This is a genomic window from Alkalihalophilus pseudofirmus (assembly GCF_029094545.1).
In the GTDB taxonomy this organism is placed as follows: domain Bacteria; phylum Bacillota; class Bacilli; order Bacillales; family Bacillaceae_D; genus Alkalihalophilus; species Alkalihalophilus pseudofirmus.
In genome coordinates this window covers 2,645,024-2,668,936 of the sequence record NZ_CP117835.1, presented here as the reverse complement: position 1 = coordinate 2,668,936, position 23,913 = coordinate 2,645,024, and the positions used below count along the sequence as shown (strand labels likewise).

20 protein-coding genes are annotated in these 23,913 nt (G+C 40.8%); 16 read left to right on the top strand and 4 right to left on the bottom strand.

The genetic code is table 11. The features are described from left to right. Nucleotides 1-35: 35 nt before the first annotated feature. From lspA to PQ478_RS14190, 13 genes are all read left to right on the top strand, one after another. A complete protein-coding gene (lspA, locus tag PQ478_RS14250) occupies nt 36-500 on the top strand; it encodes a signal peptidase II (RefSeq protein ID WP_031311540.1) in 465 nt (154 codons plus the stop codon). Then, the gene (locus PQ478_RS14245) at nt 501-1,415 is read left to right on the top strand and encodes an RluA family pseudouridine synthase (RefSeq protein ID WP_022628234.1); all 915 of its coding nucleotides are present in this window, start codon (nt 501-503) and stop codon (nt 1,413-1,415) included. 190 nt (nt 1,416-1,605) lie between these two features. Continuing rightward, nucleotides 1,606-2,172, top strand: a complete 567-nt coding sequence (gene pyrR, locus PQ478_RS14240) for a bifunctional pyr operon transcriptional regulator/uracil phosphoribosyltransferase PyrR (protein WP_289234670.1) — start codon at nt 1,606-1,608, stop codon at nt 2,170-2,172. Between the two features lie 192 nt (nt 2,173-2,364). Next, nucleotides 2,365-3,678: a solute carrier family 23 protein gene (locus PQ478_RS14235; RefSeq protein WP_012959463.1), complete on the top strand. Its 1,314-nt coding sequence runs from the start codon at nt 2,365-2,367 to the stop codon at nt 3,676-3,678. A gap of 218 nt (nt 3,679-3,896) precedes the next feature. Then, nucleotides 3,897-4,784 carry an aspartate carbamoyltransferase catalytic subunit gene (locus tag PQ478_RS14230; protein ID WP_435521086.1) on the top strand — a complete coding sequence of 296 codons (888 nt, stop codon included), beginning with the start codon at nt 3,897-3,899 and terminating at the stop codon, nt 4,782-4,784. A gap of 43 nt (nt 4,785-4,827) precedes the next feature. Continuing rightward, a complete protein-coding gene (gene pyrC, locus PQ478_RS14225) occupies nt 4,828-6,105 on the top strand; it encodes a dihydroorotase (protein ID WP_289236985.1) in 1,278 nt (425 codons plus the stop codon). Continuing rightward, nucleotides 6,105-7,199 carry a carbamoyl phosphate synthase small subunit gene (locus PQ478_RS14220; protein ID WP_289234668.1) on the top strand — a complete coding sequence of 365 codons (1,095 nt, stop codon included), beginning with the start codon at nt 6,105-6,107 and terminating at the stop codon, nt 7,197-7,199. Before pyrC ends, PQ478_RS14220 begins: the two co-directional genes overlap by 1 nt. A gap of 65 nt (nt 7,200-7,264) precedes the next feature. Beyond that, nucleotides 7,265-10,534, top strand: a complete 3,270-nt coding sequence (gene carB / locus PQ478_RS14215; RefSeq protein WP_289234667.1) for a carbamoyl-phosphate synthase large subunit — start codon at nt 7,265-7,267, stop codon at nt 10,532-10,534. Next, nucleotides 10,473-11,252: a dihydroorotate dehydrogenase electron transfer subunit gene (locus PQ478_RS14210; protein ID WP_289234666.1), complete on the top strand. Its 780-nt coding sequence runs from the start codon at nt 10,473-10,475 to the stop codon at nt 11,250-11,252. Before carB ends, PQ478_RS14210 begins: the two co-directional genes overlap by 62 nt. Then, nucleotides 11,249-12,208, top strand: a complete 960-nt coding sequence (locus PQ478_RS14205; protein ID WP_289234665.1) for a dihydroorotate dehydrogenase — start codon at nt 11,249-11,251, stop codon at nt 12,206-12,208. The genes PQ478_RS14210 and PQ478_RS14205 overlap by 4 nt, the downstream gene beginning before the upstream one ends. Next, nucleotides 12,193-12,906 (top strand): orotidine-5'-phosphate decarboxylase, encoded by a 714-nt coding sequence (gene pyrF / locus PQ478_RS14200; protein ID WP_289234664.1) that lies wholly within the window; start codon nt 12,193-12,195, stop codon nt 12,904-12,906. Before PQ478_RS14205 ends, pyrF begins: the two co-directional genes overlap by 16 nt. After that, nucleotides 12,903-13,529 carry an orotate phosphoribosyltransferase gene (pyrE, locus tag PQ478_RS14195; protein WP_139314693.1) on the top strand — a complete coding sequence of 209 codons (627 nt, stop codon included), beginning with the start codon at nt 12,903-12,905 and terminating at the stop codon, nt 13,527-13,529. The genes pyrF and pyrE overlap by 4 nt, the downstream gene beginning before the upstream one ends. Before the next feature lie 19 nt (nt 13,530-13,548). After that, on the top strand, nt 13,549-14,205 hold the full coding sequence (locus PQ478_RS14190) for a class I SAM-dependent methyltransferase (RefSeq protein WP_012959454.1): 657 nt from the start codon (nt 13,549-13,551) through the stop codon (nt 14,203-14,205). Between the two features lie 187 nt (nt 14,206-14,392). Here the strand turns inward: PQ478_RS14190 and PQ478_RS14185 are convergent, their stop codons facing one another. The 3 genes from PQ478_RS14185 to PQ478_RS14175 all read right to left on the bottom strand — a co-directional run bounded on the left by PQ478_RS14185 (nt 14,393) and on the right by PQ478_RS14175 (nt 16,572). Continuing rightward, a complete protein-coding gene (locus tag PQ478_RS14185) occupies nt 14,393-14,731 on the bottom strand; it encodes a hypothetical protein (protein ID WP_289234663.1) in 339 nt (112 codons plus the stop codon). A 132-nt stretch (nt 14,732-14,863) separates the two neighbouring features. After that, nucleotides 14,864-15,229, bottom strand: coding sequence for a Na-translocating system protein MpsC family protein (locus PQ478_RS14180; protein WP_012959451.1), 366 nt, complete (start codon nt 15,227-15,229; stop codon nt 14,864-14,866). 77 nt (nt 15,230-15,306) lie between these two features. Further along, entirely contained in the window at nt 15,307-16,572 is a 1,266-nt protein-coding gene (locus tag PQ478_RS14175; RefSeq protein WP_289234662.1) for an L-lactate MFS transporter, read from the bottom strand. 548 nt (nt 16,573-17,120) lie between these two features. Here PQ478_RS14175 and moaA point away from each other — a divergent pair. Then, a complete protein-coding gene (gene moaA, locus PQ478_RS14170) occupies nt 17,121-18,134 on the top strand; it encodes a GTP 3',8-cyclase MoaA (RefSeq protein ID WP_289234661.1) in 1,014 nt (337 codons plus the stop codon). A 36-nt stretch (nt 18,135-18,170) separates the two neighbouring features. Here moaA and PQ478_RS14165 read toward each other — a convergent pair whose 3' ends face one another. After that, on the bottom strand, nt 18,171-19,892 hold the full coding sequence (locus PQ478_RS14165; protein WP_289234660.1) for an Rqc2 family fibronectin-binding protein: 1,722 nt from the start codon (nt 19,890-19,892) through the stop codon (nt 18,171-18,173). Between the two features lie 217 nt (nt 19,893-20,109). On the opposite strand from PQ478_RS14165, the gene PQ478_RS14160 reads away from it, so the two are divergent. Both PQ478_RS14160 and PQ478_RS14155 read left to right on the top strand, forming a co-directional pair. After that, nucleotides 20,110-22,815 (top strand): calcium-translocating P-type ATPase, SERCA-type, encoded by a 2,706-nt coding sequence (locus tag PQ478_RS14160; RefSeq protein ID WP_289234659.1) that lies wholly within the window; start codon nt 20,110-20,112, stop codon nt 22,813-22,815. A gap of 133 nt (nt 22,816-22,948) precedes the next feature. Beyond that, entirely contained in the window at nt 22,949-23,836 is an 888-nt protein-coding gene (locus PQ478_RS14155) for a YicC/YloC family endoribonuclease (RefSeq protein ID WP_075682629.1), read from the top strand. The last annotated feature ends 77 nt before the right edge of the window (nt 23,837-23,913 follow it).

Genomic DNA, 23,913 nt, shown 5'->3' with positions numbered 1-23,913 from the left:
TATGGAAACAAGTGAACAAGAGCGGAGGAACGAGTTTGATGTACTATATCATTGCCCTCATCGTGATTTTGATTGACCAAGTAACAAAATGGATTGTTGACACCTCAATGGAGATTGGTGAATCCATTTTAGTGATTGAGAATGTGTTATACATAACATCTCACCGTAATCAAGGGGCTGCCTTTGGTATTCTTCAAGGACAAATGTGGTTTTTCTATATTATTACGACTATCGTGATTATTGGAATTATTTATTACATGGAAAAAGAAGCAAAAGGTGATGTTTTATTTGCTACTTCCTTAGCACTAATTTTAGGCGGGGCTGTCGGTAACTTTATTGACCGCGTTTTTCGAGGAGAAGTTGTTGACTTTGTAGATACATTTATTTTTGGTTATAATTTCGCGATCTTTAACGTAGCAGATGCGGCTCTTTGTATAGGAGTCGGACTACTATTTATTAAAATGTTTCAAGATGAGCGAAGGAAGAAGGAGACAGCTTAAATGGAAGAAATTCAATGGACAATTTTAGAAGAGAATAAAAACGAACGAATTGATAAATTTCTAACTGCTCAAAATGGTGAGTGGTCAAGATCTCAAGTGCAACAATGGATCAAAGACGGTCAAGTCCAAGTTAATGGAAAGGCCACTAAATCTAATTATAAAATGCAAGTAGAGGACCAAGTCACTTTATCTATTCCTGAGCCTGAAGAGTTAGACGTTATTGCAGAAGACATTCCATTAGATGTCGTGTATGAAGATGCAGATGTCATTGTGGTGAATAAACCGCGCGGTATGGTTGTACACCCAGCTCCAGGCCACTATACGGGTACACTGGTAAATGCCTTGCTGCATCATTGTAAAGATTTGTCTGGAATCAACGGTGTTATTAGGCCGGGAATTGTACACAGAATTGATAAAGATACGTCAGGATTACTGATGGTAGCAAAAAATGATCATGCACATGAATCATTAGTGAGCCAGTTAAAAGCAAAAACAACCAAACGACATTACAAAGCGATTGTGCATGGGGTCATCCCGCACCAACATGGAACGATTGAGGCGCCAATTGGTCGTGATAAAAAAGATCGTCAAAGCATGACGGTAACAGAAGATAACAGCCGCGATGCAGTGACTCACTTTACTGTACTCGAATGTTTTAAAGACTTTACGTATGTACAGTGTGAATTAGAAACAGGACGCACCCACCAAATTCGTGTTCACATGAAGTACATTGGATATCCTTTAGCTGGAGATCCTAAATACGGTCCAAAAAAGAAAACGCTCGAGATTGAAGGGCAGGCTCTGCATGCGGCAACGTTAGGTTTCACCCATCCGAGAACAGGGGAGGAGTTAGAGTTTTCTGCCCCTATCCCAGAAGATATGGAACATTTACTTCATTATTTACGAAAGAAGTAATTGACACTTGCGCTTTATTCTGCGATAATGAAGTCAATCAAATAGTCCTTTAATAAAGTCCCGTGAGGCTTAGAAGGAAACGGAATGATTGTGGGGATAAGTGTATCTGCTTATCACACATCACAAAGCTGTTCGTTTACCTCTAGCCTGCTTGGCTGGAGGTTTTTTTATGCCGGCATCACGGTAGTTAATGGATCATAAGAAGGTGAGAAAAATGAGTCGAGTGATTTTAGATGAACAAGCTGTAAGGCGAGCAACTACACGAATTGCTCATGAGATTATTGAGCGAAACAAAGGAGTAGAGCGCTGCGTCTTAGTGGGTATAAAAACACGCGGGATCTACTTAGCTAGGAGACTTGCTGAGCGAATTGAGCAAATTGAAGGTGTGAAAGTAGAAGTAGGAGAGGTCGATATCACGCTCTACAGAGATGACTTGTCGCACAAGTCAGAGACGGATGAACCGGTCCTGCAGGGAACGGACATTCCAATTGATATTACCGACCGCAAAGTGATCTTAATTGATGATGTATTATATACCGGAAGAACAGTTAGAGCTGCACTCGATGCATTAATTGATTTAGGCAGGCCAGAGCAGATTCAACTAGCGGTTCTCATTGACCGGGGACATCGCGAGCTGCCGATCCGCCCTGATTATGTAGGAAAGAATGTACCGACATCTAAAAGTGAAAAAATCGTTGCTAAGCTCAGTGAAGTGGATGCAATGGATGAGGTTACAATCGAACAACGAACAGAATAAACGAACGAACATAAAAATAAAATGTACACAGCAAAAAACCTCATACGTATACCTCTTTAACCCAGTCCTGCGAGGCTGACAAGAGGGTAAATCCTTACATGGAGTCTGACGGCTTAAGTCAACTTTGTTAGGTGAAACCTCTTTGTCATACGCAAAGAGGTTTTTTGTTTGGAAAAACGAGGAGGAATCATCATGAAACAACAAACAGAAATCGGAATTAGAGACATACCCCGTTTTGACAAATGGTTCGTATTAAGTCTTCAACATTTATGTGCCATGTTTGGAGCAACCATTCTTGTCCCATTTTTAGTCGGCTTATCTCCATCCGTTGCCCTATTATCAAGCGGTCTCGGAACTTTAGCTTACTTGCTGATCACAAAAGGACAGGTGCCAGCTTATCTAGGGTCATCCTTCGCCTTCATTGCACCAATCCTTGCTGCCACATCGCTAGGCGGACCAGAAGGAGCAATGCTTGGAAGTTTCTTAGCAGGTCTTGTTTACGGAGCAGTTGCTTTATTAATCAAAACGAGCGGAGTAGGCTGGATTATGAAACTCCTGCCACCGATTGTAGTAGGTCCTGTTATTATCGTAATCGGTCTAGGGTTAGCAGGTGTCGCAATTGATATGGCGATGTATATACCAGGTCTTGATGAACAAGTTTACAGCACAACCCACTTTACAACAGCACTAGTAACACTGTTAATTACCATTATCGTTTCAATGTTCTTTAAAGGATTTTTAGGTCTTGTACCAATCATGTTTGGAATTATCGGCGGGTACTTATTCGCTTATACTCAAGGGTTGGTTGATTTTACTCCCGTTAGAGAGGCAGCTTGGATTGCTGCACCAGAAATGCTGATCCCATTTGTGAGCTACACACCGCAATGGTCATGGGCGATCGCCTTCATTATGATGCCGATTGCGGTTGTCACAATCGCTGAACATATCGGTGATCAAATGGTATTGAGTAAAGTCGTTGGCAAGAATTTTATTAAGAAACCAGGCCTGCACCGATCCATTCTTGGAGACGGAGTGGCAACAATGATTGCTTCCTTCATCGGGGGGCCGCCAAATACGACGTATGGTGAAAACATCGGCGTATTAGCGATTACAAGAGTGTTTAGTGTGTTTGTTATCGGCGGAGCAGCAACACTAGCAATCGGGTTTGCCTTCATCGGAAAAATTTCAGCACTTATCTCTACGATTCCGACTGCTGTTATGGGTGGTGTATCGATCCTCTTGTTCGGTGTGATCGCATCATCAGGTCTTAGAATGTTAATCGATAACAATATTAACCTTGGCAGTAAACGAAACTTAATTATCTCATCAGTGATTCTAGTCATTGGAATCGGCGGAGCATTCATTCAAGTAACTGATGAAATTCAACTAGCAGGCATGGCGCTTGCAACTATTATCGGAATGCTTCTTCACCTGGTGCTTCCGAATAAAGAAGAAAGCTACAGCAAAAAAGATCCATTTGCTGAAGATGAAAAACAGGCAGCTTAAAAAACAAGTTGCTTAATAAAAAAACTAGCTGCTTAATATGTTGCTACACCTTTAAAGAAGTACAGAGAGACTTCAAAGGAATAGTGCAAGAAGGAGAGGCCCCAACAGACCTCCCTGCTTCCCTATACCCTGAGAGTCTTCTCTCAGGGTTTTTTGTATAAAAATGGATGTAAATAAGGAGGCATTTAGCGATGCAGATGAGCTTAGAGAAGGTAAGTGTGAGAGGACTTCATACAATGACGGATTTGACTCTTCAAGAGATTGACTGGATTTTAGCTGAGGCTGAAGCATTCTCCAAGGGAATGAGCTGGAGACCTTTAAATCAACTGTTTGTTGCCAACTTATTTTTTGAGCCGAGCACCCGTACAAAAATGAGTTTTGAAGTTGCTGAACGAAAGCTTGGACTAGAAATTCTCTCTTTTGACGGAGAAACATCAAGCGTACAAAAAGGAGAAACTCTGTATGATACAGCTAAAACACTTGAGTCAATCGGTGCGAACGTTCTAGTCATCAGACATCCGCAAAATGAGTATTACGAAGAAATCAAAAGTAAGCTCGAAATTCCAGTCATAAATGCAGGGGATGGTTGCGGCCAGCACCCTACACAATCACTGTTGGACCTTCTTACGATTAAACAAGAATTTGGAACATTTCAAGGTCTCAGGGTCGTAATCTGCGGTGATCTCAGGCATAGCCGCGTCGCACGTTCTAATGCAGAAATCTTAACTAGATTAGGTGCAAATGTGATGATCTCTGGACCAAAAGAATGGATGGAAGGTTTCGGCAGCCACTATCGTTATATTTCAATGGACACAGCAGCTGAGAAGTCTGATGTCATGATGCTGCTTCGAATCCAAAATGAACGCCATCAACAAAATAATGAACTTACCAATGAGCTTTATCATAGCCGCTTTGGATTAACAGTTGAAAGAGAAGCAAGAATGCAAAAACATGCCATTATTATGCATCCGGCACCTGTAAATAGAGGGGTAGAAATTGCAAGTGAGTTAGTAGAATCAAGACGGTCTAGAATTTTTAAACAAATGCAAAATGGGGTCTATGTTCGTATGGCAGTCCTAAAGCGTGCATTAGAACAAATTCAATAAGACCAAATCAATAAAACAAAATCAATAAATGGGGGAATGAATGATGATTACAACATTAAAAAATGGCTTCATCTTATCAGAATCTGGTGAATTAGTAAGAGCAGATGTTTCTTTTGAAAATGGAAAACTAGTGAGCACCATCCCAAACGATGCAGAGCAACAGATCATCGATGTGGCAGGAAAGTTAATCACTCCAGGATTTGTTGATGTGCATGTACATCTCCGTGAGCCCGGCGGTGAAAAGAAAGAAACGATCGAGACGGGAACTAAAGCGGCAGCAAGAGGTGGATTCACGACCATTTGTGCAATGCCTAATACAAGACCTACACCTGACACAAAGGAACAACTTAACTGGATGAATGATCGCATTAAAGAGACAGCAAGTGTAAATGTACTGCCTTATGCAGCGATTACGACACGATTGCTTGGCCGTGAATTAACCAATTTCGAAGAGCTAAAAGAGTCAGGTGCATTTGCATTCACTGATGATGGTGTTGGAATTCAGTCAGCTAGTATGATGCTAGAAGCGATGAGAAAGGCAGCAGCACTTGATATGGCGATTGTTGCTCACTGTGAAGAAAATACACTTATTCAAAATGGTTCAGTACATGAGGGACGTTTCTCTAAAGAAAATGGCTTGAATGGCATTCCTTCAGTATGTGAATCCGTACATATTGCAAGAGACGTGCTGCTCGCCGAAGCTGCAGGTGTTCATTATCATGTGTGTCATATTTCAACAAAAGAATCAGTCCGAGTGGTACGTGATGCCAAACGCGCTGGTATACGAGTAACAGCAGAAGTAACACCGCACCACTTGCTCCTATGTGAAGACGACATTGACGGGCTGGATGCAAACTATAAAATGAATCCTCCCCTTCGCAGCAAGGAAGATCAGGAGGCATTAATTGAGGGACTGCTAGATGGAACGATCGATTTCATTGCGACCGATCATGCACCGCATACAGCTGAAGAGAAAGCACAAGGAATCGAACGTGCACCATTTGGCATTGTAGGTCTTGAAACTGCATTTACCTTACTAAATACACATCTAGTGAAGAAGAACGTAATTACATTAAAACAGCTGATTGATTGGCTGACAGTAGCACCAGCCAAAACATTTAAGCTGAATGCGGGTGGATTAAAAGAAGGTGCTGCGGCAGACCTTTGTGTGATTGACTTAGAGCAGGTGGAAACGATTAACCCAGATGATTTTGCATCTAAAGGTAAAAATACACCTTTTAAAGGCTGGAAGACAACAGGGTGGCCGATGATGACTTTTGTTGGCGGTGAACTTGTATGGGAAAAGGAGCGTGTAAAGTAATGAAAAGACAATTAATTTTAGAGGATGGGACGTATTTTGTGGGCAGAGGATTTGGAGCAGATACGGAACTAAAAGGAGAAGTAGTCTTTAATACAGGAATGACAGGTTATCAGGAAATATTATCTGATCCTTCTTACTGCGGTCAAATTGTTACATTGACTTACCCGCTGATTGGAAACTACGGAATCAATCGTGATGATTTTGAATCAATTACACCTGCCATTCATGGTTTGATTGTGAGAGAAGTAGAACGCGAGCCTAGCCATTGGAAGAATGAAGAATCACTTCATACATTTCTTCAGGCAAGAGGAATCCCAGGATTAGAAGGAATCGACACACGGAAGCTTACTCGATTAATTCGTGAGCATGGCACATTAAGAGGGCGCATTTGCTCAATGGATGTAGATCGTGACGAAATCGTACAAGAGCTTTCAAACACTGGATGGCAGCACGATCAAGTTGAAACGGTTTCTGTAAGAGATGCCTACCATGCACCAGGCAAAGAAGAACGAATTGTGTTGGTCGACTTCGGTATGAAGCATGGCATTTTACAGTCATTGATCGAGCGACATTGTGATGTGGTTGTTGTGCCATATGACACGAGTGCAGAAGAAATTCTCAGACTTAGACCGGATGGGATTTTACTAAGCAATGGCCCAGGTAATCCAGAAGATGTACCTCAAGCAATCACGATGATTCAAGAACTTTTAGGGAAGGTGCCGATCTTTGGAATTTGTCTAGGACATCAGCTTTTAGCACTTGCTTCAGGAGCAACAACAAGTAAATTACGCTTTGGCCACCGTGGCTCTAACCACCCAGTAAGAGAAATTGCCACTGGCAAAATCGATATCACTGCTCAAAACCATGGCTATACGGTTGATAAAGAGAGTCTAGTAAACACAAGACTTGAAATGACACATGAGGCTGTAAATGATGGAACAGTAGAAGGATTGAAGCATCTCGATTATCCAGCTTTTAGTGTTCAATATCATCCAGAAGCATCACCAGGTCCTGAAGATGCAAGTTATCTATTTGATGCATTTTTACACATGATAGCGGAAGAGAAAAAGTCAAAAGAAGTTCAAGCAATCTAAATAAGCACTTAATGCATCGATAGACAATCACAATACAATGGAAATGCCGAGAGGAGTTTTTAATAATGGGTAAACGTACGGACATTCAAAAAATCTTAGTCATAGGGTCAGGTCCCATTGTCATTGGTCAAGCAGCGGAATTTGATTATGCAGGAACTCAAGCTTGCCAAGCGTTAAAAGAAGAAGGGTATGAAGTCATTTTAATCAATTCAAATCCTGCCACAATCATGACAGATACAACAATGGCTGATCGTGTGTATATTGAGCCGATTACACTTGAATTCGTCAGCCGAATTATCCGCCAAGAGCGTCCTTGTGGAATTGTAGCCACTTTAGGAGGACAAACTGGTCTTAATATGGCAATGGAGCTTGATGAATCAGGAATATTAGATGCCTATAATATTGAATTACTCGGTACGGATTTAAAAGCAATTAAACAAGCTGAAGATAGAGAGCAGTTTCGTGCATTAATGAATGAATTAAATGAACCAGTGCCTGAGAGTGAAATTGTTCATACAGTTGAAGAAGCGCAAGTATTTGTCCGGAAAATCGGCTATCCGATCATCGTTCGTCCTGCATATACACTAGGTGGAACAGGCGGCGGTATTGTTCATAATGATGACGAATTAATCGAGATCGTATCTAGCGGCCTTAAATACAGCCCTGTAACGCAATGTTTAGTAGAAAAAAGCATTGCTGGGTTTAAAGAAGTAGAGTATGAAGTTATGCGAGATGCATCAGATCAAGCAATCGTTGTATGTAACATGGAAAACTTTGATCCAGTCGGAGTGCATACAGGAGATTCAATCGTATTTGCACCAAGCCAAACACTAACGGATCGTGATTATCAAATGCTCCGTAATTCATCTTTAAAAATCATTCGTGCATTAGGGATTGAAGGAGGATGCAACGTTCAGTTTGCGCTAGATGCAGATAGCGATCAGTACTATATTATCGAAGTGAACCCGAGGGTCAGCCGTTCTTCTGCACTTGCAAGTAAAGCAACAGGGTATCCGATTGCAAAAATGGCTGCCAAGATTGCTGTAGGGTATGCACTTGATGAAATTCAAAACCCGGTTACAAAAACAACGTATGCCAGCTTTGAGCCTGCCCTAGATTATGTAGTATCTAAAATTCCTCGCTGGCCTTTTGATAAATTTGAAGCGGCTAATCGCAGGTTAGGAACGCAAATGAAGGCAACAGGGGAAGTCATGGCGATCGGACGCAACCTAGAAGAATCTTTATTAAAAGCAGTTCGCTCTCTTGAAGCAGGGTATGATCATTTGTTTGATGCAGACGTAACAAATTTAGAAACAAATGAATTAAAAGAGAAAGTTACGAAGCCGGATGATCAACGAATCTTTGCCCTCACTGAATTACTAAGAAGAGAAGTTAAAGTAGAAGAGCTGCATGAACTGACAGATATTGATCGCTTCTTTTTACAAAAACTCAATCGAATTGTAGCTTTAGAAAACAAGCTGGGTGAGCATAATGGAGACCTTGATGTGTTGAAGGAAGCTAAAGAACGAGGGTTCTGTGATTCTCAAGTAGCAAAGCTTTGGGATCTCACAGAAAATGCAGTCTATGAAACTCGGATGGAAGAGGGAATTACCCCAGTTTATAAAATGGTCGATACATGTTCAGCAGAATTTGAATCTCGCACCCCTTATTACTACGGGACGTATGAAGAGGAAATGGAATCTGTTCGTACAACTAAAAAGAGCATTCTTGTATTAGGATCAGGCCCGATCCGCATTGGTCAAGGGATTGAATTTGATTATGCAACGGTTCATACGGTATGGGCGATTAAAGAAGCAGGGTATGAAGCAATCATTATGAATAATAATCCTGAAACCGTATCGACTGATTTTAGTACATCCGACAAGCTGTACTTTGAGCCTTTGACGGTAGAGGATGTAATGCATGTAGTTAATCATGAAAAGCCAGAAGGTGTGATTGTTCAATTCGGAGGACAGACGGCGATTAATCTAGCGGATCAATTAGCTGCGCGCGGAGTAAAAATCATTGGAACATCTCTAGAAGATATGGACCGTGCAGAGGATCGCGATAAATTCGAACAAACATTAATGGCACTAGATATTCCGCAGCCATTAGGGAAAACAGCAACATCCGTTGAACAAGCAGTGAAAATTGCTGCAAATATCGGCTACCCAGTGCTAGTCAGACCATCATATGTACTCGGCGGCCGCGCGATGGAAATTGTGTATAAAGAAGAAGAACTGTTGCACTATATGACGCACGCAGTGAAAATTAATCCAAAACACCCAGTCTTAATCGACCGCTATCTAACAGGAAAAGAGCTAGAAGTAGATGCCATTTCTGATGGAGAGAATGTGTATATTCCGGGAATGATGGAACACATCGAACGTGCAGGGGTGCACTCAGGGGACTCAATCGCAGTCTATCCGCCTCAAACGGTGCCTGATCACCTTAAACAGAAAATTATTGACCGTACGATTGCTATTGCTCGCGGGTTAAACATTGTAGGGCTGTTAAATATTCAATATGTATGGCATCAAGATGAAGTGTATGTACTAGAAGTAAACCCAAGATCAAGTCGTACCGTTCCATTTTTAAGTAAAATCACGGGCGTTTCGATGGCTAATCTAGCAACCAAAGTGATGCTCGGTCAAACCTTGCCGGAACTAGGATATCAAACAGGTTACCATCCTGAATCTGTTGTTGTTTCTGTCAAAGTACCTGTGTTCTCATTTGCTAAGCTGCGCCGAGTAGATATCACGCTAGGACCTGAAATGAAATCGACTGGTGAAGTAATGGGTCGTGATGTGACTTTAGAAAAAGCATTATACAAAGGGTTAATTGCTTCTGGAATGAAAATACCAACTCACGGTTCTGTACTGTTTACAATTGCTGATAAAGACAAAGAAGAAGCGCTTAGTTTAGTAGAACGCTTTAATAAAATCGGCTACAACATTCTTGCTACAGCTGGTACTGCTAAATTTATCAAAGAGCTTGGCATCCCTGTAACAACTGTGAACAAAATCGGTGAAGAAAAACCGCACTTACTCGATGTAATTAGACAAGGTGAAGCGCAGTTTGTCATCAACACCTTAACTCGCGGTAAACAGCCAGCACGTGACGGATTCAGAATCCGACGTGAAGCGGTAGAAAATGGGGTCGTTTGCTTAACATCAATTGATACAGCAGATGCACTTCTTAGTGTGTTGGAATCTATCACATTTACTTCAGAATCCATGCCTCATATGCAAGCACCAAAAGGGGGAGTCAAGCATGCAGAAGCAAGCAATGTTGAAAGTGGAAAGTCAACGGTTAGTAGCGGATCGTATCTATGAGCTGATATGCAGCGGCGAGCAAGTGAAGCAGATGGTGAATCCTGGCCAATTTGTTCATCTTAAAACAGGCTCATTTGATGATTTGCTGTTAAGACGTCCATTAAGTATATGTGATGTTGATCGCTCCTCCGAAACTCTTAAAATGATTTATCGAGTGGAAGGAAAGGGAACCGAAAGGCTGTCTCACAAAAAGAGCGGGGATGAGATTGATTTACTAGGACCGCTTGGGACAGGATTTCCGGTAGAGGAAGCACAGCCAGGAGAGACGGCTCTTCTGGTTGGGGGCGGAATAGGTGTACCACCGCTTTATTATCTATCAAAGCAATTAATTAGTCGCGGGGTCCGAGTTATTCATGTACTCGGATTCCAATCCAAAAAAGACGTGTTTTATGAAGAAGAATTCAAGCAGCTAGGGGACACGTATATAGCGACAGTGGATGGTACTTATGGGACGAACGGATTTGTTACTGATGCAATAGATGAGATGGAACTCCAATCAGATATTCTATACAGCTGCGGACCGACACCAATGCTTCGTGCGTTAAGTGATTTGTATAAAGGTAAACGAGCATATGTGTCATTAGAAGAGAGAATGGGCTGCGGCATTGGAGCTTGCTTTGCATGTGTATGTCACACCGAAGATGATCCTACAGGCACAAGCTACCGCAAAGTATGTACGGATGGTCCAGTATTTAAAGTCGGGGAGGTTGTGATATGAGTCGCTTGAATACGAGTCGCTTAAATACAAATCGCTTGAATATCGAATTGCCAGGACTTTCATTAAAGAACCCTATAATGCCAGCTTCAGGATGCTTTGGATTTGGGGCTGAATATGCTGAGTTTTATAACTTAGATCTGTTAGGGGCGATCATGATTAAAGCGACGACTGCTGAAGCTCGCTTTGGAAATCCGACTCCGCGTGTAGCAGAAACGACAGCAGGAATGCTGAATGCAATCGGGCTTCAAAATCCTGGTTTAGAAGGTGTACTGACAAAAGAACTTCCTAGACTGAGTCAATACGAGGTGCCAATCATTGCAAATGTGGCAGGAGCACAAATGGAGGATTATGTTGAAGTTGCTAGAGAACTTTCACAAAGTCCAACCGTGGCAGCACTGGAATTAAATATTTCTTGTCCGAACGTGAAACAAGGCGGAATTGCATTTGGAACGGTCCCAGAAGTAGCCGCTGAATTAACGGCAGCGGTCAAACAAGTTTCGACTAAACCCGTATACGTTAAGCTCTCTCCAAATGTATCTGATATTGTGGAAATGGCAAAAGCAGTAGAAGCGGCAGGAGCTGATGGATTATCGATGATTAATACGTTGCTTGGTATGAGAATTGATTTAAAATCTCGAAAGCCTATATTAGCAAACGGAGCAGGCGGGCTATCTGGACCTGCTATTAAGCCGGTCGCTGTACGAATGATTCATCAAGTAAGTCAGGCTGTTTCCATACCGATCATCGGAATGGGAGGAGTCCAGACGGTGGACGATGTTATTGAAATGATGCTGGCAGGGGCAAGTGCTGTGGCTATTGGTACGGCAAATTTCGCAGATCCTTATATCTGCCCAAATATTATTAAAGAACTACCGGATAAATTAGATGAATTAGGTGTAGATCATATAACCGATTTAATCGGAGGGAGTTGGAAGGAATTATGCAGCGTCCGCTAATTGTAGCTTTAGATGTTCATCAAAAAGAGGCTAGAGATAGACTTTTAGAAACATTTAAGCATGATTCGATTTATATGAAAGTGGGTATGGAACTTTATTACCAAGAAGGTCCTAGAATCATTGAACAATTAAAAAAAGATGGCCATCATGTTTTCTTAGATTTAAAGCTGCATGATATTCCGAATACTATTGGCCGAGCGATGAAAGTATTGAGCAGTTTGGAAGTAGACTTGATAAATGTGCATGCAGCAGGCGGACGTAAAATGATGGAAGCAGCTCTTGAAGGTTTAGAAGCAGGAAAACCTGCAAATGCTCCTAGACCGAAGTTGATCGCTGTAACACAATTAACAAGTACAGATCAAGAGATGCTGACAGATGAACTACTTATTAAAGAAGAGATCGCACATGTCGTTTCAACTTATGCTGCATTAGCTAAAAAAACCGGGTTAGACGGCGTAGTGAGCTCCGCCTTAGAAGTCCCGCTTATTCACGAAGTATGCGGAGAAGATTTTCTCACTGTTACTCCAGGCATACGCAGACTTAGTGATGCCAAAGGAGATCAGAAACGAATTGTCACCCCGATGAAAGCAAAAGAGCTTGGCAGCTGGGGGATTGTCGTAGGAAGAAGCATTACAGAATCTATTGATCCATACCAAACCTACTTGGAAATGAAAAAAGAATGGGAGGAAGGAAAATGAACAAACAAATTGCAGCATCCTTACTTGATATTGAAGCGGTTACCCTTTCGCCAAATGAACCTTTTACATGGAGCTCAGGTATAAAATCGCCTATCTACTGTGATAACCGTATGACTCTATCTTATCCAAACGTCCGTCGCATGATCGCAGGTGAATTTGAAACATTAATCAAAGAAAAGTTTCCAGATGTAGATGTGATTGCTGGAACGGCTACTGCTGGTATTCCACATGCGGCATGGGTAAGCGAACTGCTTGAGCTGCCGATGGTGTATGTACGCGGGAGTGCAAAAGGGCATGGAAAACAAAATCAAATTGAAGGGAAACTTTCGTCTGGCCAGAAAGTGGTCATTATTGAAGACTTAATTTCAACTGGAGGAAGTGCTATAAAAGCAGCAGAAGCGCTAAGAGAAGCTGGCGCGAACGTATTAGGTGTGGCAGCAATCTTTACTTATGAATTAGCTGATGCGAAGACGAACTTTAATGAGGCGGACCTAGAAACTTCTGTTTTAACAACTTTTTCAACTCTGCTTGATGTTGCCAAAGGCCGTGGTACAATTAGTGGAGAAGAAGAAAAAAAGCTGCTTGCCTGGAGCAATGACCCTTCTTCTGTTAAGTGGACTTAATAAAAAAGGGTGAAGACGGATGAGAAAAATGGATGGTGCAGAGTTTGATTCCCTCGTTTCTTTTTTTGATGGAATGGCAAGAACGAATTGGCTGAGTAAAGTGCATGACCAATTAAAAGAAATGAGCGGAACATGGCGTTCTAAAGAGATCCTAGATGTTGGCTGCGGCACAGGCCGTCTGTTGACAAGAGGTTTGAATGAGGCTGATCGTATAGTCGGAGTAGATCTATCCGAAGAAATGATCACAGCTGCAAAGGAGCTATTTCAAACGAGTAATACAGATACGAAAAATGATTTCATCGTAGGCGATGCCTATCATCTGCCTTTTGAAGACGAGACATTTGATTGTGCGCTATCCACGTGTGTGATGTTTTTGCTGCCAGAGCCAGAAAAAGGCATTACAGAAATGCTGCGAGTGACAAAAAAATCTGGTACGATCGTGATGTTAAATCCGAGTGAAACAATGAATCCTGAGCGAGCCTCATCTTATGCAGACCGCAACCAGATGACAGGGTTTGAAAAAGAGACCTTAGTTAAATGGTCGAATGTATCTACGAGACGGCATAGGTATTCAGAGCAATCTCTTTCAAGCGTATTAACAAAGCTTGGAGCAAAAAAGGTCACTCATCAACCTGTGGTAGGAGGTCTTGCGATGATTACGGTGGCCCAAAAATAATACATATAAAAAAAGAGTATGGGAATCCATACTCTTTTTGATTAAGAATCTTTTTTGAATAATTCCAGCATGGCATAGAAAGCCTCTACTCCTTGAAACATAAAGATACCTACAGCTGTTACTGACAGCAATCCAATCAAAATGAAACGAACGAGTATCATCGTTATTCCCCCTCTACGTATATGAATTATGAATAATTAGAGTGAAAATAAGAGAATAAGAATTCATTTGACCGGTACTTTCTAATGGTTAGAAATAACTGTAATCTTCTTTTATACCATTCCGGATTGTGATAAAGAAGTATTGTAAGATGAATCAATATAAAGAGAATCAAACTTTGGTTTAGATTTAGTGTAAAAGCAGTATTGTGCTCTTGTTTATAGGATGTTTCTAGTTCAAGCTCAAGCGAATAGAAGCTAGCGCCGTTAACCGGCAGGTCATACGCATAGGGCTGATCAGATTGTTTTGGATAAAACATAATCAATGCCACAAATATAATAAAGGAGATTTTTATCATATGATTCATTGAAACCCCCCCTAAAACGTTTCCTACATCATATCTTATCTTTTACTGCTTGCCTAGTATTCTTGTAAATAAAAACTCACTAACATCTATGCAGCATGCCTCAATGTTAGTGAGTTAAAAGGGGATATTCAATTACTTATCCGAACCAAATTTCTCTTCAATGTTTTGATCAAAAACAAATACACTCATCCCAAAATCTCTTTCAATATCAATATCAACAAACAAGTCAATAAAATGACACTGAAGCAGTTCTTCCATTTCAATTGGGTGATTTTTACGATACATATCTTTGACCATTTCGGTACGAGCAGACCTAAGCATTTGCTTTCCGTCGTCTGCACTGGCTATAAATCGTTCGATTGGAGAAAGGTTTCCTTCCATCTCACATATAGCCCAATTTTTACAAAAGGTCGTTTGGATTTTACCCGGGCCTTTACCCATATGTTTTTTGCGGAATGAGCGAACGACATTGCTAAATTCTGCTTCATATTTATTCATCTGTGTCAGTCCTTTTTATATAATCATAGATTCCTTTATAAATCTATGAAATATCGTAGACCTCATACAAAAAATTGTCAACTTGCAACTTGGCTGCCTTCTTCTTTTTGAGCCTCTTTTAGCTGCTTTATGTCTGAACGTATAAAGATTGATACAATAAGAGCAACGACAAACATTCCAGTGAAAATGTATAATGTTCCTGCATAGCTGTTCGTCGTTTCACGAATCGTTGAAGCGAGTATCGGACCGACTAACCCTGCTAGCGCCCATGCAGTTAAAATATATCCATGAATGGCACCAAGCTGTTTTGTTCCGAATATATCACCAATATAAGCTGGGATGGCTGCAAATCCACCGCCGTAGCACGTTAAAATTAAAAATACAACGGCTTGGAAAGCAATCGCATGTGATAGGGACGGGAGCAGCATGAATGATGCAATTTGGATAATGAAAAAGGTTGTATACACATTGGGACGACCGATATAGTCAGAGATGGAGGCCCAGCCAATTCGTCCAAATCCATTAAATAACCCCATAATTCCAACCATTGCAGCAGCAGCTACTGCTGACATGCCGGCTATTTCTTGAGCCATTGGAGAAGCTACTGAAATTATGGCAATTCCACACGTTACATTAATAAATAACATGATCCATAAATACCAGAAGCGCTTTGTTTTAACAGCTTCATTCGCAGTTAATTGAGATAGATCAGCAACAGGCTTTTTATCGCCTGATTGAATTTTCTCTTCAAATCCCTTAGGCATCCATCCTTTTGGGGGCGGAGCAAGGTAGCTTGCAGACCCCAGCATTACGACTAAGTAAACGACACCTAAAATGTAAAATGTATTTGCAATGCCAACTGAGTTGATCAGGCTGTTCATGATAGGGCTTGCAATCATTGCTGCAAAGCCAAATCCCATAATAGCTAGTCCAGTCGCTAATCCTCTGCGGTCTGGAAACCATTTAACAAGGGTTGAAACAGGGGTTATATACCCAACCCCGAGTCCAATTCCTCCGAGGACCCCATATGTAACATATAATAGAAAAATTGATTCAATACTTGTAGCAAAGCCAGCTCCTATGGTTCCTATCCCAAAGAAAATGGCTGCAACAATTCCAGATTTCCTTGGTCCATGTTTTTCCACAAAATGACCCATAAAAGCAGCTGATACTCCCAAAAATAAAATAGCAATACTAAATGTTAATGAAACAGCACTAAGTGACCAGCCATATGCTTCAATTAACGGGTTAGTGAAAACACTCCAAGCATACACAGAACCGATGGAAATATGTATACCTACTGCACTAAGGGCAATAAGCCAGCGGTTTTTTGTTGTCTCCATATTATGTTCCTCCTCTTTTCTTTTATCTCTCTGCCAAAAGGAATATTTCCACATAAAAAAACCGACAAGTCTTAGATTGATTCATATACAATACACTTACTGTACATGAATGAACCTATAACTTGACGGTTAATCATCAGCAGGGACTCTACTCACTAATCAAACATCAATCATTCTTTTAGGTGTGACTTATGTTATGGTCGGTAGCAGGGACGCTGCTCCGTAGCATGACATAATCACAATTGTTGAACATTTGTCACAATTTTATCATGGAAACGTATTCACAGACAAGGAAAAATTCATACAAATTTAAAATTTGATGTAATAAAGTCAATGAGCATTGTGTATTACATGTTAATCGGAAAAAACTTTAAGGTTGTGAAATGAAGAAGTTTATGCTTTCATAGATGGTAACTTTAACTTGCTTGATAAAAAGAAAGAGGTTTCCGGTCGGGATAGTCACAAAAACATCAATATTGAAAATGAATAGTTATACAAAGTCTAGAAAGAACATGAGTCAATTAAATATATTGAAAGCGGGTGGTTAAATGAATAAAGCAGCAGATCAATTCAACCGGCCCCTAAGAGACCTTAGAATTTCAGTTACAGATCGCTGTAACTTTAGATGTCATTATTGTATGCCTAAAGAGGTATTCGGTCCTGATTACCCTTTTTTAAAGAAGGACGAGCTCCTTAGTTTTGAGGAAATTACAAGACTTACTACTCTTTTTACAAAAGCTTCATCAATTGAGAAGCTGCGTATTACAGGCGGGGAGCCGCTGATGCGAAAAGATGTTGATCAATTAATTGATCAGCTCCGTCGGGCAACAAAGATTGACGATATTGCGATGACAACGAACGGAGTAATGCTTCCTAAAATGGCCAGCCGTTTAAAAGAAGCTGGATTAAAAAGAGTGACCGTCAGCTTAGACAGCTTAAATGATAAGCGATTCGGTGAGATTAATGGACGAGGCATAGGGGTAGATCAAGTACTTAAAGGGATGGATGCAGCAGCGGAAGCAGGGCTTGGTGTTAAAGTGAATATGGTTGTTCAAAAAGGGGTTAACGACCATGAAATTCTTCCAATGACAGCGTTTTTTAGAAAAAAAGGCTACACCTTAAGATTGATTGAATATATGGATGTTGGAACGAGCAATGGATGGAGATTAAATGATGTTCTGACTAAACGGGAAATGATCGAAAAGATTGATCAAGTGATGCCTATTCAACCGATCGCCCCGCGTTATGAAGGAGAAGTAGCAACGAGGTATCGTTTTATTGGTTCAGATGATGAAATCGGGATTATCTCCTCTGTTTCAGATGCCTTTTGCGCTTCGTGTAACCGTGCAAGAATATCCGTTGAAGGGAAACTTTATACATGTTTATTTGCGACCAAGGGAACTGATTTTAAGCAGATGCTTCGTGATGGTTCGGCAGATGAGGACATTATTCATCAAATCCATTCAGTCTGGAATAGGCGGGATGATCAATATTCTATTGAGAGAACCGAGGAATCTTCTAGAAATAGAGAAAAAATTGAAATGTCACATATAGGTGGATAAAAAACAAAGAGAGCGGGATATGTCCGCTCTCTTTTATTATGTGGTTTGTTTCGCTCTTAGGCTCAGTACCAAATCTTCATCAGGAGTCACAAATACGGTTGTTTGCTGATCGTATGTCACAAATCCTGGCTTAGAACCATTCGGTTTTTTTACATGTCTGATCTTTGTATAGTCAACGGGCACTGAACTAGATTGACGGGCTTTACTAAAGAAGGCAGCAACTGTCGCGGCTTCAATTATTGTTTGTTCATCCGGATCAGTGCTTCTGATCACCACATGTGAACCTGGTATATCTTTTGTGTGAAGCCAAATCTCATCTTGTCTTGCAAACTTATTTGTTAAATAGTCATTTTGTTTATTATTTTTACCGACATAGAAGGTAAGGTCAGAAGAAGATGTGTATACTTCAAGCTGAGGCTTTTCTTCTTTTTTCTTCTTTTTTGAAGGCTTTTGTCTGCGTTTTAGATAGCCTTGCTCAATCAGCTCTTCCCGAATTTCTTCGATGTCTCTTGGCGAAGCACTCTCCATTTGTTGAATTAACTGATCGAGATAATCAATATCTTCTCTAGTTTGCTCCATTTGTTCGAGTACAACCTGAACTGAATTTTTCGCTTTATTGTATTTCTTAAAGTAAGCTTGAGCATTATCTGAAGGAGATTTTAGCGGGTCAAGTTTAATCTCAATCGTTGGCTGTTCCTCTTCATAATAATCGATTACTTCTATTTTTTTGTCCCCGCGCTTTACTGAATAAAGGTTAGCTGTAAGCAGTTCACCATATTTTTGATACTCTTTTGCCTTATCAGCATCTGTTAGTGTCCGTTCAAGTTTAACTAATTTCTTTTTGTTTTTTTGATATTCATTGCGAAGCATTTTTTCTAAGTCAAACGCTTGCTGCTTTACACGGTCACGTTCTGCTTTGCCGTAAAAGAAACGATCAAGCATGTTACTAATTGTAGGAAATGAGCGCTGCTCTCCGTTTAGATGATGTAAATCAATCACACTAAAGTATTCTTTTCCATCAGCTTCAATCATCTGCGGTGTATACTCATGATCTTTAACCGAAGAGAAGACTTCAAGAAATGCTTGCGGCAATGTTTGTCTATTGCTCATTCCAGAACGATCAATAATTTCTTTTGCTACAAGAGGAGATAAACCACTGAAACGGTCGACCAACTGCCGGTCAAGCTTCCCCTGGTTAAAGTCCATTTCTTTTAAAACAGCTGATTCATCAAGGTCTAACGGGTTTTGTTTTTCTTGTTCTGGCGGTCGTTTATACAGTTGACCTGGTAAAACTGTCCGATAGCTGCTTTGAGAAAGACTGACATGCTTAATGCTGTCTAAAATAACGCCGGAATCAGCATCGACGAGCATAATATTACTATGGCGTCCCATAATTTCAATTATTAATTTTTTCGATTGAACATCACCAAGTTCATCTTTATTTCGTATGGTCATCTCAATAATACGTTCCATATCAATCTGTTCAATCGATTCAATAATCCCGCCTTCAAGATGTTTACGTAAAAGCATACAAAACATAGGAGGCTTCTCCGGATTTGTATACTTTTCATTCGTTAAATGGATGCGGGCAAAGCTGGCATTTGCAGACATTAACAGCTGGTGATTAGCACCATTTGCTCGAATCGTGAAGACAAGTTCTGTTTTAAATGGCTGATAAATTTTAGAAATACGACCTGACTGCAGTGTATGTGAAAGTTCGTGTGTGATTGCACGAGTCATAATGCCGTCAAATGACATATGTAGCACCTCTTCTCTAACCACAAACCAGCCTTGCATACTTTTCTTTTGATAGATAGTCGTAAGAAGCTGGCTTGTTCAATTTGCTTTCATGAGTATAGCATGTTTTTCACTCTCGCTGAATAAGATGGCTTGTATAAATGACTATTAAGAAGAGGTCGCAAGTTGCGAGAGTCTTCTTAGTGAGCAGAAGTAGGACTAAATGTGGGGTGGCGGCATGCAATGGTTGAGAATGACTACAGAAGAAGTAGAACGATCGGTAAGGACCAAAATTGAGACAGGCTTAACAGAGAAAGAGGTTCAAAAGAGGCTTGGCGTTTACGGAGCCAATAAACTTGATGACGGTAAGAGAACACCCGCTTTCTTAGTGTTTCTGAATCAATTTAAAGATTTTATGGTTCTTGTTTTGTTAGCTGCAACATTAATCTCTGGCTTATTAGGAGAGTACATTGATGCAGTGACGATCATGTTTATCATCTTGTTGAATGGGATTTTAGGCTTTGTTCAAGAAAGAAAGGCTGAAAAATCGTTAGATGCCCTAAAAGAGCTGTCTTCACCGCAGATGATGGTTAATCGAAGCGGTGTGTGGCAAAAGGTTCTCTCCACTCAAGTCGTACCAGGAGATGTGGTGAAAGTGACAAGCGGTGATCGGATTGGTGCAGATATCCGTTTAATTTCAGCAAATGGGTTAAGGGTAGAAGAATCATCTTTAACAGGTGAATCAGTACCTGTTCAAAAACATGCATCACCGCTTGATGCAAAGGATGCCTCCTTAGGTGATCAAGAGAACATGGCGTTTATGGGAACGATGGTTACGCAAGGTAATGGGGTTGGTGTTGTTGTAAACACTGGTATGAAAACAGAAATGGGCAAGATTGCCCACTTGCTGCAATCAACCGAATCACTTGTTACACCTCTTCAGCACAAATTAGAGCAGTTAGGAAAGATTTTGATTGCTGTTGCCTTATTACTAACGGCTCTTGTCGTTATTATTGGGGTATGGCAGGGTCATGACGTTTATACAATGTTCCTATCAGGGGTTTCCCTTGCTGTAGCGGCAATACCTGAAGGTCTTCCGGCGATCGTCACAGTAGCATTAGCACTTGGTGTTCAACGGATGATTAAACGAAGAGCCATTGTTAGAAAGCTCCCCGCCGTTGAAACATTAGGATGTGCATCTGTTATTTGTTCGGACAAAACGGGGACGCTCACCCAAAACAAAATGACCGTCACAAGACTATGGTCTGGCGGCAAGCTGTGGGAAGTCAGCGGAAATGGGTATGAACCAAGCGGTGCGTTTCGTTTGGCCGGAGTAGAAGTGCTGCCTGAGCGTGAAAGGGCTCTGCAGCAATTACTTAGTTACGGAGCAATATGTAATAACGCTTCACTTATGACGCGGTCTATGAAGCAGGGGATGTTACGAAAAGAGAGAACTGAATATGTGTTAGATGGAGATCCGACTGAAGGGGCTCTTGTCGTAGCTGCCATGAAGGCTGGATACAGTACAGAGGGTCTGAATGAACAATACACTAGAGTAATGGAATTTCCTTTTGACTCCGCAAGAAAGATGATGAGCGTCATAGTTAAAGATAAGAAAGGGAGATCTTTTATTATTACAAAAGGAGCTCCTGATGTCGTTTTATCTCAATGCACAACTATTTCATATAATCAACAAACAGAGGCGTTCACATCGTCTAGAAGAACAGAAGTAGAGGGCGTTATTTCTAATCTGTCATCTAAAGCGCTTAGAACGATTGCCATTGCTTATAGACCATTAAAGGCAAATGAAGTATGCAGCCAGCCTTTTGAAGCAGAGAGACAATTAACGTTTCTAGGGTTAGAAGGAATGATTGACCCGCCAAGACCTGAGGTGAAGGGGTCAATTCGTGAATGCAGGGAAGCTGGAATTAAAACGGTCATGATTACAGGCGATCATCGCCTTACTGCTTCTGCAATTGCAAAAGAGTTAGGGATCCTTCGTGAGGGAGGTCAAGTGTTAGAGGGGAGAACATTAAAACAAATGAGTGTAGAGGACCTTGAGGGATGCGTTGACGATGTAGATGTATACGCCAGGGTCTCTCCAGAGGATAAATTAAAAATCGTTAAAGCACTCCAGGCAAGAGGGCATATTGTGGCTATGACAGGAGATGGCGTTAATGATGCACCGGCCATTAAAGCAGCCAACATTGGAATTGCAATGGGTATTACAGGAACAGATGTTGCAAAAGAAGCTTCCTCGCTTATTTTAAGCGATGATAATTTTGCAACGATTAAATCGGCCATTAAAGAAGGCCGCAATATTTATGAGAACATCCGGAAATTCATCCGCTATATGATGGCATCAAATGTCGGTGAGATTTTAGTTATGCTATTTGCGATGATGCTAGGAATGCCGCTTCCATTAGTTGCTATTCAAATTTTATGGATTAATCTAGTGACAGATGGGCTGCCTGCTATGGCACTTGGGATGGACCAAGCAGAAGGCGACGTCATGAAGCGAGCACCAAGAAGCCCGAGGGAAGGGGTCTTTGCTCGTGGGTTAACATGGAAAATCCTAAGCCGCGGTTTTATGATTGGGGCTGTTACCCTAGCAGCATTCTGGATCACTTTAGAAGCACATCCTGATGAGTTAATCAGGGCTCAAACTGTTGCATTTGTCACTCTTGTGATGGCTCAGCTCATTCATGTTTTTGACTGCCGCAGCGAGTACTCAGTTTATCACCGAAATCCATTTGAAAATCGATATTTAGTTGGAGCAGTAGTAATCTCTGTTTTACTTATGATTGCCGTTATTTATTATCCTCCGCTGCAGCCAGTTTTCCATACGGTTGCACTTGATATGCGTGAGTGGCTGCTCGTACTTGGAATGGCTGCGATCCCGACTGTTGTATTAGGAGGATTTCAGCTGTTTAAAAGAAGATAAGTGATGAAAAAACGAGTTCATGAACATATGAACTCGTTTTATTTTTCTAAAAGCTCAGAATAATTGGCGCCTTGTAGTTTCTACTTGTTACCAGATATAAAGTTCGTTAAAATAAGAGAATGGATGTGATAAGATGCGAAGTATGACTGGTTATGGACGTTACAGTTTTAAGTGCGATCATTTTTCGATCATAGTAGAAGCAAAGGCAGTGAATCATCGCTTCTTTGAGTGCAGTACTCGTATCCCAAATGAGTTTCTTCATTTAGAAGAAAAGATACACTCTACAGTACATAACGAAATAAAACGCGGGAAAATTGATCTTTTTATTCATGTTGAAAAAGCCGAATTTAGTAAGCATAAGCTTGAAGTGGATTATGAGTTACTCAAAGAGTACATCAAAATTGCCAATGAATTAAAGGGATCATCAAATCAAGTTGGTGGATGCTTAGATGTAAACACACTTCTTTTTGATGACCGGCTTGTCAAAAAAGTGGAAATGGAAGATAAGCATGCAGAAGAAATCAGTTTGGCGATCTTAAATTCCGTAACTGCTTGTATTCAAGAACTCGCTGATATGAAAGAACGAGAAGGGGACCGGTTGAAAAAAGATCTTTTTATTCAGCTAAACCACATATCAAATGTTCTTTCTAAAATTGAAACAAAAGCACCAGATATTAATCTACATTTACAAAAGAGAATGGAGGAGCGTGTGGCCTCGTCTTTAAAGGAGCTCAGTGAAGCGGTAGTTGACCGCATCATTGCTGAAGCATGTTTGTATGCTGAAAAAGCAGATGTAAATGAGGAGCTTGTAAGGATGCGATCGCACCTTAGCCACTTTAAGGAAATTAGTGAAAATCACGATTTTCCTATCGGCAGAAAGCTTGATTTTCTCGTTCAGGAAATGAACCGTGAAATTAATACAATCGGTTCGAAAATTCATGATGCAGAAGTAAGACAATTTGTTGTTTCATTGAAAAGTTACATAGAAAAGATTAAAGAACAAGTACAAAATGTTGAATAGAACGTAGAATTCGAACGCTTTTTCGTATATAGTAAGGTTAGTTTGGATAAAAATGATGAGAGTGGTAGTCGGCTCTC

What these genes read in the sequence shown, in the direction of transcription:
- carB (WP_289234667.1), top strand. Translation starts at nt 7,265, where the DNA reads ATGGGTAAACGTACGGACATTCAAAAAATCTTAGTCATAGGGTCAGGT.
- PQ478_RS14160 (WP_289234659.1), top strand. Translation starts at nt 20,110, where the DNA reads ATGCAATGGTTGAGAATGACTACAGAAGAAGTAGAACGATCGGTAAGG.
- pyrF (WP_289234664.1), top strand. Translation starts at nt 12,193, where the DNA reads ATGCAGCGTCCGCTAATTGTAGCTTTAGATGTTCATCAAAAAGAGGCT.
- PQ478_RS14220 (WP_289234668.1), top strand. Translation starts at nt 6,105, where the DNA reads ATGAAAAGACAATTAATTTTAGAGGATGGGACGTATTTTGTGGGCAGA.
- PQ478_RS14155 (WP_075682629.1), top strand. Translation starts at nt 22,949, where the DNA reads ATGCGAAGTATGACTGGTTATGGACGTTACAGTTTTAAGTGCGATCAT.
- PQ478_RS14245 (WP_022628234.1), top strand. Translation starts at nt 501, where the DNA reads ATGGAAGAAATTCAATGGACAATTTTAGAAGAGAATAAAAACGAACGA.
- PQ478_RS14205 (WP_289234665.1), top strand. Translation starts at nt 11,249, where the DNA reads ATGAGTCGCTTGAATACGAGTCGCTTAAATACAAATCGCTTGAATATC.
- PQ478_RS14185 (WP_289234663.1), bottom strand. Translation starts at nt 14,731, where the DNA reads ATGAATCATATGATAAAAATCTCCTTTATTATATTTGTGGCATTGATT.
- pyrR (WP_289234670.1), top strand. Translation starts at nt 1,606, where the DNA reads ATGGATCATAAGAAGGTGAGAAAAATGAGTCGAGTGATTTTAGATGAA.
- pyrC (WP_289236985.1), top strand. Translation starts at nt 4,828, where the DNA reads ATGATTACAACATTAAAAAATGGCTTCATCTTATCAGAATCTGGTGAA.
- PQ478_RS14210 (WP_289234666.1), top strand. Translation starts at nt 10,473, where the DNA reads ATGCAGAAGCAAGCAATGTTGAAAGTGGAAAGTCAACGGTTAGTAGCG.
- PQ478_RS14165 (WP_289234660.1), bottom strand. Translation starts at nt 19,892, where the DNA reads ATGTCATTTGACGGCATTATGACTCGTGCAATCACACACGAACTTTCA.
- PQ478_RS14180 (WP_012959451.1), bottom strand. Translation starts at nt 15,229, where the DNA reads ATGAATAAATATGAAGCAGAATTTAGCAATGTCGTTCGCTCATTCCGC.
- PQ478_RS14190 (WP_012959454.1), top strand. Translation starts at nt 13,549, where the DNA reads ATGAGAAAAATGGATGGTGCAGAGTTTGATTCCCTCGTTTCTTTTTTT.
- moaA (WP_289234661.1), top strand. Translation starts at nt 17,121, where the DNA reads ATGAATAAAGCAGCAGATCAATTCAACCGGCCCCTAAGAGACCTTAGA.
- pyrE (WP_139314693.1), top strand. Translation starts at nt 12,903, where the DNA reads ATGAACAAACAAATTGCAGCATCCTTACTTGATATTGAAGCGGTTACC.
- PQ478_RS14175 (WP_289234662.1), bottom strand. Translation starts at nt 16,572, where the DNA reads ATGGAGACAACAAAAAACCGCTGGCTTATTGCCCTTAGTGCAGTAGGT.
- PQ478_RS14235 (WP_012959463.1), top strand. Translation starts at nt 2,365, where the DNA reads ATGAAACAACAAACAGAAATCGGAATTAGAGACATACCCCGTTTTGAC.